General features: G+C 71.1%; 16 protein-coding genes. 10 read left to right on the top strand and 6 right to left on the bottom strand.

The features are described 5' to 3' along the window. Positions 1–198: 198 nt before the first annotated feature. Together AB0J93_RS14120 and mca are read right to left on the bottom strand one after the other, a co-directional pair. Positions 199–495: a hypothetical protein gene (locus tag AB0J93_RS14120; RefSeq protein ID WP_363921701.1), complete on the bottom strand. Its 297-nt coding sequence runs from the start codon at positions 493–495 to the stop codon at positions 199–201. A 48-nt stretch (positions 496–543) separates the two neighbouring features. Continuing rightward, on the bottom strand, positions 544–1425 hold the full coding sequence (mca, locus tag AB0J93_RS14115; RefSeq protein ID WP_363921699.1) for a mycothiol conjugate amidase Mca: 882 nt from the start codon (positions 1423–1425) through the stop codon (positions 544–546). 220 nt (positions 1426–1645) lie between these two features. On the opposite strand from mca, the gene AB0J93_RS14110 reads away from it, so the two are divergent. After that, on the top strand, positions 1646–2080 hold the full coding sequence (locus AB0J93_RS14110; RefSeq protein WP_363921697.1) for a DUF4307 domain-containing protein: 435 nt from the start codon (positions 1646–1648) through the stop codon (positions 2078–2080). A 229-nt stretch (positions 2081–2309) separates the two neighbouring features. Further along, complete coding sequence (gene greA, locus AB0J93_RS14105; protein ID WP_164446063.1) at positions 2310–2807, top strand: transcription elongation factor GreA; 498 nt, start codon at positions 2310–2312, stop codon at positions 2805–2807. Positions 2808–2937: 130 nt separating this feature from the next. On the opposite strand, the gene ilvA is transcribed toward greA, so the two are convergent. The 4 genes from ilvA to AB0J93_RS14085 all read right to left on the bottom strand — a co-directional run bounded on the left by ilvA (position 2938) and on the right by AB0J93_RS14085 (position 7759). Continuing rightward, the gene (gene ilvA / locus AB0J93_RS14100; RefSeq protein ID WP_363921695.1) at positions 2938–4158 is read right to left on the bottom strand and encodes a threonine ammonia-lyase; all 1221 of its coding nucleotides are present in this window, start codon (positions 4156–4158) and stop codon (positions 2938–2940) included. Between the two features lie 2 nt (positions 4159–4160). Further along, complete coding sequence (locus AB0J93_RS14095; protein WP_363921693.1) at positions 4161–5003, bottom strand: DUF4328 domain-containing protein; 843 nt, start codon at positions 5001–5003, stop codon at positions 4161–4163. A gap of 187 nt (positions 5004–5190) precedes the next feature. After that, complete coding sequence (locus tag AB0J93_RS14090; protein WP_363921691.1) at positions 5191–6600, bottom strand: amidase family protein; 1410 nt, start codon at positions 6598–6600, stop codon at positions 5191–5193. 16 nt (positions 6601–6616) lie between these two features. After that, positions 6617–7759, bottom strand: a complete 1143-nt coding sequence (locus AB0J93_RS14085) for a cystathionine gamma-synthase (protein WP_363921689.1) — start codon at positions 7757–7759, stop codon at positions 6617–6619. A gap of 76 nt (positions 7760–7835) precedes the next feature. Here AB0J93_RS14085 and AB0J93_RS14080 point away from each other — a divergent pair, with 76 nt between their 5' ends. From AB0J93_RS14080 to AB0J93_RS14045, 8 genes are all read left to right on the top strand, one after another. Next, positions 7836–8162, top strand: coding sequence for a hypothetical protein (locus AB0J93_RS14080; RefSeq protein ID WP_363921687.1), 327 nt, complete (start codon positions 7836–7838; stop codon positions 8160–8162). A gap of 154 nt (positions 8163–8316) precedes the next feature. Beyond that, positions 8317–8733, top strand: coding sequence for an HIT family protein (locus AB0J93_RS14075; RefSeq protein WP_363921685.1), 417 nt, complete (start codon positions 8317–8319; stop codon positions 8731–8733). An 84-nt stretch (positions 8734–8817) separates the two neighbouring features. Then, complete coding sequence (gene msrA, locus AB0J93_RS14070; protein ID WP_093406412.1) at positions 8818–9480, top strand: peptide-methionine (S)-S-oxide reductase MsrA; 663 nt, start codon at positions 8818–8820, stop codon at positions 9478–9480. Between the two features lie 300 nt (positions 9481–9780). After that, a complete protein-coding gene (locus tag AB0J93_RS14065; RefSeq protein ID WP_363921683.1) occupies positions 9781–11565 on the top strand; it encodes an N-acetylglutaminylglutamine amidotransferase in 1785 nt (594 codons plus the stop codon). Between the two features lie 2 nt (positions 11566–11567). Further along, positions 11568–13460, top strand: coding sequence for an N-acetylglutaminylglutamine synthetase (gene ngg, locus AB0J93_RS14060; protein WP_363921681.1), 1893 nt, complete (start codon positions 11568–11570; stop codon positions 13458–13460). Continuing rightward, positions 13457–14650: an osmoprotectant NAGGN system M42 family peptidase gene (locus AB0J93_RS14055; RefSeq protein ID WP_363921679.1), complete on the top strand. Its 1194-nt coding sequence runs from the start codon at positions 13457–13459 to the stop codon at positions 14648–14650. The genes ngg and AB0J93_RS14055 overlap by 4 nt, the downstream gene beginning before the upstream one ends. A gap of 316 nt (positions 14651–14966) precedes the next feature. Then, complete coding sequence (locus AB0J93_RS14050) at positions 14967–15896, top strand: ribonuclease Z (protein WP_363921677.1); 930 nt, start codon at positions 14967–14969, stop codon at positions 15894–15896. Further along, positions 15893–16411, top strand: coding sequence for a GNAT family N-acetyltransferase (locus tag AB0J93_RS14045; RefSeq protein ID WP_363921675.1), 519 nt, complete (start codon positions 15893–15895; stop codon positions 16409–16411). Before AB0J93_RS14050 ends, AB0J93_RS14045 begins: the two co-directional genes overlap by 4 nt. Positions 16412–16487: the final 76 nt, after the last annotated feature.

Below are 16487 nucleotides of genomic sequence, written 5' to 3'. Positions count from 1 at the left end.
ACCGGCCCTGCCGGAGGTCACCGACCCCCTCCCGCCGACCTGAAAAAGGCCACGCGGCGGGCGGACATGACTGCGGTGGTCATCGGCGCCCCCTCCCGCGCAGCTTGAGGACTTCTGGTCCCCCCGGCGGAAGGCTAAGCCAAACCCGATGGTCGCAACAGGGGTCGACCATCCGGTTCGACGTGAATCATGCTCCGATCAGCCGTCGCGGCGCTGCTGGTGCCCGTTGGGAGCATCCGTGGATGAATCCTCCGTCACGGTCCCACCTGTCGGATCACCGACCGAACGGTCCATCGACTCCGTACCGGGTGCTGTCGGCCCCTCATCGGGGAACCGGTCCGGAAGCCGGTGCAGCCGGGCGTTCATGTTCCGGATCAACAGCACGGTGGCGGCACCGAGGACGAGGATGAGGAACAGGCCCATCGGCCCGGCCAGCCCACCCGTGCGGGTGTCACCGAAGTTGTTCTGGGCGAGCACCTGGGCAGCGGTCAGCATGGGATTCCTCCGGTTCGCGGTGTGCGACCAGGGTAGCCCGCCGCCCGCTCAGCGGGCATGAGCCGTCCCCCGTACGCCGGCGAACAGGTCGGACTCCGGCATGGGACTGTCGACCGACGACCGGACCAACTCGAAATCCTCCGTCGGCCAGGCACGCTGCTGCAGCTCCATCGGCACCTGGAACCAGAAGCCGTCCGGATCCACCTGGGTGGCGTGCGCCCGCAGCGCGTCGTCACGGACCGGGAAGTACTCGGCGCACGGAACCCGGGTGGTGATCCGGGGCCCCTTGTCCGGCCGGTCCTCCCAGCGGGTCAGCCACTCCGCGTACGGCGACTCGACGCCGCTGGCGAGGACGGCCTCGTGCAACGCCAGGATCTTGCCCTTGGAGAAGCCGATGTCGTAGTAGAGCTTGAGCGGCTGCCACGGCGCACCCAGCTCCGGGTAGCGCTCGGCGTCGCCGGCCGCGTCGAAGGCCGCCACGCTGATCTTGTGACACATGATGTGGTCCGGGTGCGGGTAACCACCCTCCTCGTCGTACGTGGTGACCACGTGCGGACGGAACTCGCGCATCAGCCGCACCAGCGGACCGGCGGCCACGTCCACGTCCTGGAGGGCGAAGCAGCCCTCGGGCAGCGGCGGCAGCGGGTCGCCCTCGGGCAGGCCGGAGTCGACGAAACCCAGCCACGCCTGCTCGATGCCGAGAATGGCTCGCGCCGCGTCCATCTCGGCGCGACGGATCTCGGCGATGTTCGCCCAGATGTCGGGCCGGTCCAGCTTGGGGTTGAGCACGCTGCCCCGCTCACCGCCCGTACACGTCACGACCAGTACGTCCACCCCCTCGGCGACGTACTTCGCCATCGTCGCGGCGCCCTTGCTCGACTCGTCGTCGGGGTGCGCGTGAACGGCCATGAGTCGAAGTTGCTCTGCCAAGGTCGGCGCTCCTCGTCTCTGCCCACCGGCGACCCACCCCGGGCCCCCGTTGACCTGCCGAATTCCTCCCCGTAGCGGCACCGGACCGCGCCGGCCTGTCATATTTGACCCCAGCCGTACGCGACGCTGAGCCAGATCTGGCGACCGAGTCGAACAGGAATGGCGGACTCTGCCATTCTTGCCGATACCGCTGACAACAACGCCAGGGAGATACCCGACGGTGACCGAGACGCACGCCACACTTGGACCGAACGCGCCGGTCTTCCCGCCCGGTCGGTACGGCCACCGTCGCGCGCCCCGGCGCCGCCGCCCGGTGCTGGCCGCGCTGCTGGCCATCCTCGTGGTCGCGACGCTCACCGTCGTCTCGGTCCGGCTCTACCGGCAGTACGGCGATCCGGCCTACGACGCCCAGGTGATCAGCTATGGCGACATCACGGACAACCAGGTGGTGGTCGACTTCCGGGTCAACCTGCCGGATGGCGGCGCAGCGGTGTGCGTGCTGCGCGCCCGGGACCACGCCGGCGCCGAGGTGGCCCGTGAGGAGGTGCCGGTGACCGCCGCCGCCGGGCAGCGTCACGTCACCGTCCGGCACCTCCTCGCCACCACGGCGCGGCCGTTCATCGGTGAGGTCGTCCGCTGCCGACCGCCCGCCTGAGGCGCGGAGCGTCCGTTCCCCGCAGCGGGCAGGCTGGTGCTGGAGCGGATCACCGAGATCGTCGGCGGCTCCGACATCCGACCGCCGACTGCCCGGTCGACGAACCCGGCATCCGGCGCGGACCGCCCGTCGGCTCAGCCGGCGTGATCGCCGACACTCCTTGTCGTAGGGCACTGGTAACTTGGAGGTTCACCTGTCAGCCAGCACGCACAACGGAGGAGGACCGCCTGTGTCCAATGGCAACGAGGCGCCCGCCACCTGGCTGTCCCAGGACGCGTACGACCGTCTGAAGGGCGAGCTCGACGAGTTGATCGCCAACCGGCCGGTCATCGCCGCCGAGATCAACGCCCGGCGTGAGGAAGGCGACCTGCGCGAGAACGGCGGCTACCACGCCGCCCGCGAGGAGCAGGGCAAGGCCGAGGGGCGCATCCTCTACTTGAAGGAGCTGCTCCGCACGGCCCAGGTCGGCGAGGCGCCGACCGTCGACGCCGTGGCGCCCGGGATGGTCGTGACGATCTACTTCGACGACGACGCCGACGACACAGAGACGTTCCTGCTCGGCTCGCGTGAGATCGCCTCGACCACGGATTTGACGGTCTACAGCCCCGAGTCGGCCCTCGGCCAGGCGATCCTGGGCGGCAAGGCAGGCCAGGCCTGCACCTACACCGCTCCGAGCGGCGCCGACATCAAGGTGACCGTGGTCAGCTTCGAGCCGTTCTCCGGCTGACGTCGCCCGCCGGGCGGGCCGGCGATCCGATCGACCGCCATTCCGTCACCCGGGCCGGCAATCCGATCGAGGGTCATTTCGCCACCCGAGCCGGCAAGTCTGTTCGCACCAGAGGCGTGACGCTGCGGCGTCACGCCTCTGGTGCGATCGTCACCTGGTAGCCGCTGGCCCGCAGGGCGCTGATCAGCATGTCGGAGTGTTCGACACCACGGGTCTCCACCGACAGCGCCACCTCGACCTCGCCGAGGCGCAGGTGCGGGTGGGCCCGCTGGTGCACCACGTCCACCACGTTCGCCCGGTGCTCGGCGATCTCGCTCAACAGCGAGGCCAACTGCCCCGGCCGGTCCGAGCAGCGCACCGTCACCCGCAGGTAGCGCCCCGCCGCCGCCAGTCCGTGCTCGATCACGCGCAACATCAGCAGCGGGTCGATGTTGCCACCGGAGAGCACCACCACCGCTGGCGGGGTCACCTCGACAGCGCCGGCCAGCAGGGCGGCCACGCCGACCGCCCCGGCCGGCTCCACCACCTGCTTGCCGCGTTCGAGCAGCATGAGCAGCGCCCGGGAAATGTCCTCCTCGGAGACCGTGACCATGTCGTCGACCAGCTTGCGGACGTGGCTGAAGGTGACGTCGCCCGGCCGACCGACGGCGATGCCGTCCGCGATGGTGGTGAAGGCCGGCAGCCGGACCGGCTCGCCCGCGACAAGTGACGGCGGGAAGGCCGCCGCGCCGGCCGCCTGCACCCCGATCACCCGAACGTCCGGCCGGAGCGCCTTGGCGGCCACCGCCAGCCCGGAGATCAGTCCTCCCCCGCCGACACCGGTGACGATCGTCGTGACCTCCGGGCACTGCTCCAGGATCTCCAGCGCCACCGTGCCCTGCCCGGCGATCACGTCCCGGTGGTCGAACGGATGGATCAGCACCGCCCCGGTGCGCTCCGCGAACGTCTGCGCCGCGATCAGCGACTCGTCGACCGTGGCACCGACCAGCTCGACCTGCGCGCCGTACCCCTTCGTGGCCGCCACCTTCGGCAGGGGCGCGTTGACCGGCATGAAGACGGTGGCGTGGGTGCCGACCAGGCCGGCAGCGAGCGCCACGCCCTGCGCGTGGTTACCGGCGCTGGCCGCGACCACGCCCCGGGCACGCTCCTGCGCCGACAACCGCGAGATCCGCACGTACGCTCCGCGTACCTTGTACGACCCCGCCCGCTGAAGGTTCTCGCACTTGAGCCAGACCGGCCCGCCGAGCGCGGCGCTGAGCGGACGGGACGGCTCCAGCGGAGTGGTACGGACGACCCCGTCGAGCAGTTCCCGCGCCGCGCGCACCTCGTCCAGGCTGACCAGTTCCGTCATGCCTAGATCGTGCCACCCGCCCCGTCCGGCGTCGGCGCCGCCTGACCCGGAACAGCCGGCAGCGGACCGGCCGACGGTACCGGTGCCGAGACGGCCGGCGCCGGGCTCGACGCGGCCGGTGACGGCGCGTCGGCCTGCTCCGACGACCCGTGCGGCGGCAGACCACCGACGTTGCCTGACGTCCCCGCCGGTGCCGCCATGGTCATGCCGGGCAGGATCGGGCCGGCGGGCATCGACCGTACGATTCGGGCGGTCTGGGCGGCGGAGATGCTCTGGATCAGGACGATCAACGAACCTCCCGCCACCGTGCAGAACACCGCCGGCACCAGGTACTCGCCGGTTGCGGTCAGGTAGTGGTCGGCGTACGCCTGAAAATCGGACGAGGTCTGCGGGTACGGCAACGCCTCGTACTCGGCGGCGGAGGAGCGCGTGAACATCCGCTCCGAGAAGAGGAACACCAGCCAGCTCCCCCACCACAGATGTACCAGTGGAGGAGTACTGAGCCGCCAGAGACTCTCCCGGGCGATGTTGCCCACCACCCGGTGCGGCATCACGAAGTTGACGAACGGCACCAGCCACCCGGCGATCGCCCACCCGTCGGAGTTGGTGGGCCCGGCGCCCGGGAAGGCGTCCAGGTTCGTCCGGGCCCGCCAGGTCCAGACGATCACGAGCACGATCGCGACCAGGAATGCGACCTGGTAGAGCAACGCCGCCGACAGTTCCAGCACGCCTGCAGTGAGCAGGAACGTCTCGGTGTCACGGGAGTCGGCCGCCCGCCCGGCGAGCACCGCGTTGATCGGCTGCACCGCCACCGTCAGCAGCAGGAACACGGTGGTCGCGGCCACGGCGACCGACGCGGCCCGACCGACACCCCGGACCGGGCGAACCCGGGCACCCGGGTACAGGGCCGGCGAACCGACCGGCGTGCGGCAGGTCGGGCACTCCCTGGTGCGTACGTCGTTTTCGGTGTCGCAGGTGTGGCAGCGCATGGTCGTCGGCCCTCCCGTGTGATGGCACCGGGAGCGTAGATGATCACGCGTTGGCGGGCGACCCCGTTCCGACGCGCGGGTAACCGGGAGCGTGCCGAGGCCACGGGCTGGCCATCTCGAACTGACCGGCGACGCCGAGCAGCAGCAGTTCCGAGCCGGGTGGCCCGACCAGTTGCACGGCGAGCGGCAGCCCGTCCGGGCGGCGGCCCACCGGCACCACCAGGGCGGGCAGGCCGGCGATGTTCCACGGCGCGGCGTACGGGGCGTACCGGATGCTGGCCAGCATGTTGGCCTGCCAGGAACGGGTCGACCAGCTGGTCGCCGGCGGCGGCGCGCTGGCCAGCGCCGGGGTGAGCAGCAGGTCCACCGAGTGGTCGGTGAAGAAACCGATCGACCGTTCGCGCCAGGCCAGCCGGTCGGCCTCCCGGACGTACCCGCGCCGCCACGCCCACTCGCCGAGGGCGACGTGTCGGCGGCTGCGGCGTTGCAGGGCACGCCGGTCGACCCCGGCGGCGCGCACGTCCGCCGCAGCGGCGGCGAACCAGGTGGCGATGCCCTTCAGTCCCAACGCGGTCGGGTACACCGGGTCGGCCGGCACCGTGTCGTGCCCGGCACCGGCGAGGAGCCGACCGGCGGCGGCGACCGCGTCCCGGTTCGGCGCGTCGGGCGAGACGCCCCGCACGGGCGACCGCAGCGACACGCCGACCCGCAGCCGCTGCGGCGGAACGAGTTTGCTCTGGGCCCGACCGGCGAGCACCTGGAAGCCGACCGCCGCGTCGGCGACGGTGGTGCTGAGCATGCCGTGCTCGACCAGGCCGAACCAGTCCTCCGCGCCGAGCTGACAGGGCACCACGCCGCGACCGGGTTTCAGGCCGACCAGCCCGCAGCAGGCGGCGGGAATGCGGATCGAGCCGAGTCCGTCGTTGCCGTGGGCGATCGGTACCAGGCCGGCGGCCACCGCCGCGGCCGCACCACCTGAGGAACCACCGGGAGTCCGGGACAGGTCCCACGGGTTGCGGGTGACCGCGGTCTCGTCGTCGGTGATGCCCCACAGGCCCAGCTCGGGCATCCGGGTGACGCCGAGGATCACCGCACCGGCTCCGCGCAGCCGGCGGACCACCTCGTGGTCGGCCTCCGCCACGCCGGTACGGACGGCGGCGGAGCCGTTCCAGGTGGGCACCCCGGCCACCGGGGTGTTCTCCTTGACCGCCACCGGCACCCCGGCCAGCGGCAGGTTCGCCAGGTCCTCCTGCTCGTCGACCTTCTCCGCCTCGGTGACCGCCTCCCCGCCGCGTACCGCGCGGAACGCGGCGAGGTCGACGTCGGCCTTGGCGACGTGGTCGAGGTGGTCGGCAAGCACCTGGGTGGCGGAGACGTCGCCCCGGCGTACGCCCCGGGCGATCTGTTTGGCGGTCGCCCCGACCCAGGTCGGCATGATGTCCTGCACGGCCACCCTCCCAAGCCAGCGGTCAGCCCAGCGCCTGCTCCAGATCGGCGAGCAGGTCTTCGACCGTCTCGATGCCGACAGACAGTCGCACGAGATCGGAGGGAACTTCAAGCGGCGAGCCGGCAGCACTCGCGTGTGTCATCCGACCCGGGTGCTCGATCAGGGATTCCACCCCGCCGAGGGACTCGGCGAGCACGAAGAGTCGGGCCCGGTTGCAGATCTCGACGGCGTGCTCCTCGCCCCCGGCGGCGCGGAAGGAGATCATGCCGCCGAACCGGCGCATCTGCTTGGCCGCCACCTCGTGCCCGGGGTGCGTCGGCAGCCCCGGGTAGAGCACCTGACCGACCTTGGCGTGCCCGTCCAGGTACGCGACGATCCGTTCGGCGTTGTCGCAGTGCCGGTCCATGCGTACCCCGAGCGTCTTGATGCCGCGCAGGGTCAGCCAGGCGTCGAACGGGCCGTTGACCGCGCCCATCGCGTTCTGGTGGTAGCGCAACTGCTCGCCGAGGTCGGCGTCGGCCGCCACCAGCGCACCGCCGACCACGTCGGAGTGCCCACCGACGTACTTGGTGGTCGAGTGCACCACCACGTCCGCGCCGAGGGTGATCGGCTGTTGCAGGTACGGCGAGGCGAACGTGTTGTCGACCACCAGCAGCGCCCCGGCGTCGTGCGCCACGGCGGCGAGGGTGGCGATGTCGGCGATGCCGAGCAGCGGGTTGGTCGGGGTCTCCACCCAGACCACCTTCGTGACACCGGGCCGGATCGCGGCCCGCACGGCGTCGGTGTCGGAGACCTTGGCCGGGGTGTACGCCAACCCCCACCGCTCGGCGACCTTGGCGAAGAGTCGGTACGTGCCGCCGTAGGCGTCGTCGGGGATCACCACGTGGTCACCCGGTCCGCAGACGGTACGCAGCAGCGTGTCCTCGGCGGCGAGGCCGCTGGCGAAGGCCAGGCCGACCTGGCCCGCCTCCAGCGCGGCCAGGCACTCCTGGAGCGCATCCCGGGTGGGGTTGCCGGAGCGGCTGTACTCGTAGCCGAGCCGCGGCGCGCCGACGGCGTCCTGGGCGTACGTGCTGGTCTGGTAGATCGGTGGGATCACCGCGCCGGTGCGGGCCTCGGGGTCCTGGCCGGCGTGGATGGCGAGCGTCTCGAAGCCGTGGGTCATCCCGCAGACGTTAGTCGCCCTGCCCGTCCCACCGGAGGAAACCCACCCTGGCGGCGGGCTGGGTCATAAGTGGCCGATGAGCCCGACGGAAACGCTGCCGTCTCGCCTGGCCGGCGCGGCGGACCGCATCCCGACGTCACTGGAGCAGCTCACCGGGCCGGACTGCGGCCACGTCGTGCTGCCCCTGCGGCTGGCCTGGTCGGGCCTCAGCGAGTTCGAGATTTCCGACCCGCGGCAACGACTGACTCTGTACCGGACACTGCTGGACTGCGGCCAGCGGGACGACATCGTCCGCTACGTCAACGCGACGCTGCTCCGCCACGACTGGCCCCGCATCAGGCGGCTCACGTCACGGCGCCTGGTCGCGATCTGGGAACGTCAGCTTCCCGAACTCGTTTCCTGAGCGTGGATGACCTACACCTTCGGTTGCTGCGGGTCGGCTTCACTGCCGGCGACGATCTCGGGCTCGTCCTAGCTGGCGGGTACGCCCTCGGCGCACATGAACGGGCGGAGCGGCGCGGACGGCGGCGGCACCCGCGCCGGCTTAATCTGGCCGGGTGGCGGGGTGCGTGTTCTGCGGGATCGTGGCTGGTGAGGTGCCGGCGTTCCGGGTGACCGACGAGCCGGACGGGGTGACGTTCCTGGACACCCGGCCGGTGTTCAAGGGCCATGTGCTGGTGGTGCCCCGTACCCATCTGGTCACCCTCGCCGACCTGCCGCCGACATCTCTCGCCGGCTACTTCGGGTTGGTGCGCCGGATCGCGGTGGCTGTCGAGTCCGGTCTGGGGGCCGGCGGCACGTTCGTGGCGATGAACAACAGGGTGTCCCAGTCGGTGCCGCACCTGCACACCCATGTGGTGCCCAGGACGAAGGGCGACGGACTACGTGGCTTCTTCTGGCCGCGTACCCGTTACGCCGACGACGCCGAGGCCACGTCCTACGCCGAACGGATCCACACGGCCCTGCCGGGGTGAGCCGGCCTGAGCGGCGGCGGGGCGGGTAAGGAAGCGGGGTCCGCCGGTGTTGCACGCGGGGAAGGGTACGAAAGGAGTCCCAACGTGTTCCTCCGCCGCATGAAGGCCGAGATGATCTCACCCGACCGGGCCCTGCCCGGCCGTCCCATCGCGATGCCGGTGGCCGACCGGCACGAGGTGCTCGGGACCCCGCTGAAGGGCCCGTTCCCCGAGGGCTACCAGGTCGCCGTGTTCGGTATGGGCTGTTTCTGGGGAGCCGAGCGCCTGTTCTGGACCCTGCCCGGGGTCTTCACCACCTCCGCGGGTTACGCGGGTGGTTACAGCCCCAACCCGACCTACGAGGAGGTCTGCTCCGGGATGACCGGGCACGCCGAGGTGGTCGAGGTGGTGTACGACCCTACGAAGATCAGCTACGAGGATCTGCTCAAGGTCTTCTGGGAGAACCACGACCCGACCCAGGGCATGCGCCAGGGCAACGACGTGGGCACCCAGTACCGATCCGCGATCTACGCCAGCACTGACGAGCAACTGGCGATCGCCGAGGCGTCGCGGGAGGCGTTCGCGCCGATCGTGGCCCGCGCCGGCAAGGGCGAGATCACCACGGAGATCACCCGCCTCGGCGACTACTACCTGGCCGAGGACTATCACCAGCAGTACCTCGCACCGACAAAGAACCCGAACGGCTACTGCAACCACGGGCCGAACGGGCTGAGCTGCCCGGTCGGCGTGGCGCGTACCGCAGGCTGAACGACAACACAGGCAAGCACGCTTTGCCGGCCGGCCCGCCGATTTCGGCGGGCCGGCCGCCGTGTGTGCGTGGGACGGCCAGCCTGTGATCGAACCGATGCGGCACGTATTGCGGCATTCGTCACACTCAACGCTGCTTCACAAACGCCACAAGGGCTACGAGGCGGGCACGAAACAGCACGCCGCTCGACCCCGAATGACAATTTCTTGATCGCGGGGCGCGGATTCTAGCAATGCTGTTACACGACCGTCATGGTCTCAACAGGCTAATCGCAACATCCTCTGGCAGCATGGGCTCACATGTGCGGACTGGCTGGGGAGTTCCGACGGGACGCGACGCGTGCCGACGTCGCAGCGGTGGAACGGATGGCCGCCACCATGTGCGATCGGGGGCCTGACGGCAGCGGAGTGTGGTCACAGGGGTCGGTCGCCCTCGGCCACCGTCGCCTGAAGATCATCGACCTGTCGGCGGCCAGCGGCCAGCCGATCGTCGACTCCGCCGCCGGCCTCACCGGCGTCTTCAACGGCTGCATTTACAACTACCGCGAGTTGCGCGCCGAACTGCAGGCCAAGGGCCACCACTTCTTCTCCACCGGGGACAGCGAGGTCGTCGTCAAGGCGTACGCCGAGTGGGGGCTGGACTTCGTCGACCACCTGATCGGCATGTTCGCCGTGGCGATCAGCGAACGGGACACCGGCCGCCTGGTGCTGGCCCGGGACCGGCTCGGCATCAAACCGCTCTACCTCGCCGAGTCCCCGGGCGTGGTGCGCTTCGCCAGCACCCTGCCGGCGCTGCTGGCCGGCGGCGGGGTGGACACCACCATCGACCCGGTCGCGCTGGGCCACTACCTGAGCTTCCACAGCATCGTGCCGCCGCCGCGCACCATCCTGCGCGGGGCCACCAAGCTGCCCCCGGCCACCGTCCGGGTCTACGAGGCCGACGGCCGCAGCCACGAGCGGGTCTACTGGGACCCGCCGTTCCTCCGCCGCGACGAGCACGCCGGATGGTCCGAGCGGGAGTGGCAGGACGCGCTGCACGAGTCGCTCACCACCGCCGTACGCCGGCGGATGGTGGCCGACGTGCCGGTCGGCGTGCTGCTCTCCGGTGGCCTGGATTCCAGCCTCGTGGTGGCTCTGCTGGCCGGGGAGGGGCAGCGCGGGCTCTCCACCTTCTCCATCGGCTTCGACGCCGTCGGTGGCCGGGAGGGTGACGAGTTCCGCTACTCCGACGTGGTCGCCAAGACCTTCGACACCGACCACCACCAGATCCGGGTCGCCGCACAGGATCTGGTCCCGCCGCTGGAGGCGGCCGTCGCGGCCATGAGCGAACCGATGGTCAGCCACGACTGCGTCGCCTTCTACCTGCTCAGCCAGGAGGTGTCCCGGCACGTCAAGGTGGTGCAGTCCGGCCAGGGCGCCGACGAGATCCTGGGCGGCTACCACTGGTACCCACCGCTGGCCCAGGTCGGCCGGGAACAGGCCCTCGACACGTACGCCCGGGCCTTCTTCGACCGGGACGGCGCCGGCCTGGCCCGGGTGCTCAACCCCGACTGGCTCGCCGACGGCGATCCCGCGCGGGAGTTCGTCGCCGCGCACCTGGCGCGGCCGGGCGCGCAGACCGCGGTCGACGCCGGCCTGCGCATCGACACGCAGATCATGCTCACCGACGACCCGGTCAAGCGGGTCGACAACATGACCATGGCGCACGGGCTGGAGGCCCGGGTGCCGTTCCTGGATCACGAGTTCGTGGAACTGGCCGCCGCCTGCCCGCCGGAGCTGAAGCTGGCGCAGGGCGGTAAGGGTGTGCTGAAGGAGATCGGCCGTCGTGTGCTGCCGCACGAGGTCATCGACCGGCCCAAGGGTTACTTCCCGGTGCCGGGCCTGACACACCTGGAGGGCAAGCTCCTCGACCGGGTACGCGACGCGCTGTCCGCTCCCGAGGCCCGTCGCCGCGACCTGTTCCGCACCGATTACGTCAACGCCCTGCTCGACGCGCCCAACGCCGAACTGACCCCGTTGAACGGAAACAAGCTGTGGCAACTCGGACTCCTGGAAATGTGGCTCCAGAGCCACGGAATCGTCTGACCGTGACCGACACCCTGGCCACCGGCGTTGCCCGGACAGACCGGGGCCGCGGCGCGGGCAGACGGTACGAGCGGGTCGGGCCGGGCGGTGATCCGATCGCCACAGGCGGCGGCGACCCGACCGTCGACGAACGCCCGAGCACCGGTGCGGATGTCATCGTCGACTGCGGTTGGGGGCGGCTGGTCTTCGGCCAGACCTTCGCCGACCAGTCCGCGGTCGCCGACGTGCTGCGCTCCGAGGCGGCCGGTGCCCGGGACATCTGCATCTACCTGCGCGATCCGCACGTGCTGGTCTCCCGGCTGCCCGACGAGTTGTTCATCGACCCGTCGCTGACGTTCCGGTTGCCGCTCGGCGGGGATCGCCGCGGGCCCCGTCCCGGTGCCGGTACCACCGAGGAGGCCGGCAGCGCCGAGACGCCGGCGCCGCTCGACGGCCGCAACGAGCTGCCCGGGGTACGCATCCGTCGGTTGCGCGACGCCGCGGACGCCGACGCGGTCAACCGGATCTACGCGGCCAACGGCATGGTCACCGCCCCGGTCGACGTGCTTGTCGACAACGCCGGCACCGACCGGTTCCTGCACCTGGTGGCCGAGGCGGTCACCGGCGAGATCGTCGGCACCATCACCGGCATCGACCACGTGGCGGTCTTCGACGACCCGGACAACGGCGCCAGCCTGTGGTGCCTGACCGTCGACTTCAACCAGGCCCCGCCCGGCACCGGGCAGGCACTGATCACCGAGCTGGCCAGCCGGCTGGTCGCCCGGGGCCGCGCGTACGTCGACCTGTCGGTGCTCGCCGAGAACGCCGGGGCGATCCGGCTGTACGAGCGGCTCGGTTTCTACCGCACCGCCACGCTCTGCGTGAAGCGCAAGAACCCGATCAACGAGCGGTTGTTCCTGCCGGCCATGCCGATCGGCTACGACGGGCTCAACCCGTACGCCCGGATCGTCGCCGACGAGGCGATGCGGCGGGGCATCCGGGTGGAGGTGACCGACCCGGAGTGGGGCGAGCTGCGGCTGACCAGCGGCGGCCGGACCATCCTCACCCGGGAGTCGCTGTCCGAGCTGACCTCGGCGGTGGCGATGAGCCGTTGCGACGACAAGCGGGTCACCCGCCGGATCCTGACCGAGGCGGGTCTGTCGGTACCGCGCGGGCGCACCGCCACCGGCGACGCCGCCGACGCGGAGTTCCTGGCCGAGGTGGGTCAGTTGGTGGTCAAGCCGGCCCGCGGCGAGCAGGGCAACGGCATCACCGTCGGCGTACGCACCCCCGAGGCGCTGGCCGCCGCCGTCGAGCTGGCCGCCCGGTTCTGCCCGGAGGTGCTGCTGGAGGAGCTGTGCACCGGTGAGGACCTGCGGGTCGTCATGATCGATCACGAGGTGGTGGCCGCCGCCGTACGCCGGCCCGCCTCGATCACCGGCGACGGTGTGCACGACATCGCCGAGCTGATCGAGCGGCAGAGTCGGCGCCGGGCCGCCGCCACCGGTGGCGAGTCGCGCATCCCGCTGGACGACATGACCCGGGACGTGGTCACCGAGGCCGGTCACCAACTGCACGACGTGCTGCCCGAGGGGGAGGTGCTGGCGGTGCGGCGCACCGCGAACCTGCACACCGGCGGGACCATCCACGACGTGACCGGAGAGCTGCACCCGGTGATCGCCGAGGCGTGCGTCGCCGCCAGCCGCGCCATCGACATCCCGGTCACCGGGCTCGACCTGCTGGTGCCGGCGCCGGACCGGCCCGAGCACGTCTTCATCGAGGCCAACGAGCGGCCCGGGCTGGCCAACCACGAGCCGCAGCCCACCGCCGAACGCTTCGTGGATCTGCTCTTTCCCGGGACTCGGGCACCGCAGAAGCTGTGGACCCCGGCGGGTGCGGCACCATCTGGGGCATGACCGTACGCAAGACCACTCCGCTCCCCATTGACCTGGATTATCTCCGTCAGGTGCTGGTCGAGCTGCTCGACATTCCGAGCCCGTCCGGGCGCACCGACCATGTGCAGCAGTACGTGGGCGAGCGCCTGTCGGCGCTCGGCATCCCGTCGACGCTTACCCGCCGGGGCGCGCTGAGCGCCTGCCTGCCCGGACCCCGCGAGACCGGTGCGGACCGGGCCATCGTGGTACACACCGACACCATCGGCGGAATGGTCAAGCGGCTCAAGGAGAACGGCCGGCTGGAACTGAAGCCGATCGGTACGCACAGTGCCCGGTTCGCCGAGGGCGCCCACGTACGGATCTTCACCGACGACCTGGATCGGGTGGTCACCGGTCAGGTGCTGCCGCTCAAGGCCAGCGGTCACCGCTACAACGAGGGCGTCGACCTGCAGGGCTTCGGCTGGGAGCAGGTGGAGGTACGCGTCGACGAGCCGGTCGAGGACATCGCCGGGCTGCAGGCGCTCGGCATCGACGCGGGCGACTTCGTGGCGTTCCTGCCCAACCCGAGTGTCACCCCCAGCGGGTACGTCAAGTCCCGTCACCTGGACGACAAGGCCGGCGTGGCTGCGGTGCTCGCCGCCCTGAAGGCGATGGTCGACGCCGGGGTGAAGCCGGCCGTGACCGCGCACCTGCTGGTCACCGTGACCGAGGAGATCGGCCACGGCGCGTCCCACGGCCTCGACCCCGACGTGGCCGAGATCGTGTCGGTGGACGCGGCGGTGGTCGCCCCCGGGCAGCAGTCCCGGGAGCACTCGGCCACCCTGGCGATGGGGGACGGCGTGGGGCCGTTCGACTACCACCTCACCCGAAACCTGGCGTCGATCGCCCGGGAACACGACGTGGATCTCGTCCGGGACGTCTTCGACTACTACCGCTCGGACGTGGCGGCGGCGGTGGAGGCGGGGGCGCATGCCCGGGTGGCGCTGCTCGGCTTCGGCGTCGACGCCACCCACGGCCACGAGCGCACCCACCTGGAGGGGCTGCGCCACCTGGCCCAGTTGATCTGCCTCTACCTCCAGAGCGACCTGGTTTTCCCCGAATGGGACGCCGAGCCGGAGGGCGACCTGGCCGACTTCCCGTCGCTGGCGGTGCAGCCGGCCAGCGCGGACGGCCCCCGCGAGGGCCCGATCGGCATCGCCCAGAGCGCCTGACAGCGGGGCCGACGGCAGTGTGATCGAAATCCGTTGCCGGTGGGCCGGCGGCTGGATAGCGTGGCGGTACACGGGAAAGGAGGTGGTCCAGACTTGTATAGCAATCGGACTCGTGAGGTGGCTGTCCGCTAGCCGCTGTCCTCGACAGTGACAGCTCGTCCCTCGGGACGGGCACGGTAAGAATCGTCGAGACCGTGTGGCAGCGGTGCGGCGAAACCACGACAGCCACCCGACCCCCGGGGTGCCGGCCCAGTCCAGCCGGCCCGCGCTGAGCGCGGAAGCCCCGGGGGTCGCTTCATTCGCACCGGAGGCGGCCGTGTCCATGCGCGAGCTGGTGGTGCTCGGCACGGCGAGCCAGGCACCCACCCGGGCCCGCAACCACAACGGGTACGTGCTGCGCTGGGACGACGAAGTGATCCTCTTCGACCCCGGCGAGGGCAGCCAGCGGCAACTGCTGCACACCGGCGTCACCGCCACCGACCTGACCCGGATCTGCGTCACCCACTTCCACGGCGACCACTGTCTCGGCCTGCCCGGCACCATCCAGCGCCTGTCGCTGGACCGGGTGCCGCATCCGGTGGCGGTGCACTTCCCGGCCGGAGGTGCCGTCTACTTCGACCGGCTGCGGCACGCCAGTTCCTTCCACGAGACCGCCGAACTGGCCGTGGAGTCGATCGAGGCAGACGGGCAGCGGATCGAGCTGCGCCACGGGATGTTGGAGGCGCGCCGGCTGCGGCACCCCATCGAGACGTACGGCTATCGGCTGCTGGAGCCGGACGGGTGCCGGATGCTGCCGGAGAAGCTGGCCGCGTACGGCATCGCCGGGCCAGCGGTCGGTGAGCTGCAACGCACCGGCCACCTCGACCTCGACGGGCGTCGCGTCACCCGGGAGGAGGTGAGCACGCCACGGCCGGGGCAGCGGTTCGCCTTCGTGATGGACACCGGCCTCTGCGACGGGGTGTACGCGCTGGCCGAGCAGGCCGATCTGCTGGTCATCGAGTCGACGTTCCTGGAGTCGGAGGCCGCGCTCGCCGCCGAGGTCGGGCACCTCACCGCCGGCCAGGCCGCGCGGGTGGCGGCCGAGTCAGGGGTACGCCGACTCGTGCTCACCCACTTCTCCCAGCGGTACGCCGATCCGGCCCGCTTCGCCGACGAGGCCCGCCGGCACTTCGACGGGGACCTGGTGATCGCCGAGGATCTGACCACGGTTCAGGTACCACCCCGACGGGTACCCTCGGCTGAGTGACCGTCACGCTGCGTCCCGCGACCGCCGACGATCTGATGGCGGTGGGCCGGCTCCACCAGCGTTCCCGGGTCGCCGCCTACTCGTCGTTCCTGCCGCCCGAGGCGCTGGCCGACCCGACGCCGGAGGCGATGGGTGAGTACTGGGTGCTGCGTTGGACCTGGGAGCGGGCCGACCACCGGATGACCGTGGCCGAGCGGGACGGCACCCTCGCCGGCTTCAGCTACCTGGGCCCCGACGACGAGGGCGACCCGGCGACCGGCCTGCTCAACGCCATCCACCTGGCACCGGCCGAGCGTGGTCGGGGTATCGGCCGAGCGCTGATGATCGACGCGCTGGACGCCATGCGAGCCCGCGGCTGTCACCGCGCGGTCCTCTGGGTGCTGCGCGACAACGGCCACGCCCGCCGCTTCTACGAACGCGGCGGCTGGCACCCCACCGGCCAGAAGCGCGACGACACAATCGGCACCACCCGCACCCCCCAACTCCGCTACACCCGCCCCCTCTCCCACCTATAGCTGTGTTGATCATGAGGTTAGCGGCAGTATTCGATCTCCACGGTGCCGCTAACCTCATGATCAACGCGGGTGTTGG

This window comes from Micromonospora sp. NPDC049374 (assembly GCF_040677165.1).
Classification (GTDB): Bacteria; Actinomycetota; Actinomycetes; order Mycobacteriales; family Micromonosporaceae; genus Micromonospora.
Note: the sequence above shows the minus strand (reverse complement) of the source record. Positions and strands in the feature narration are given on the sequence as shown.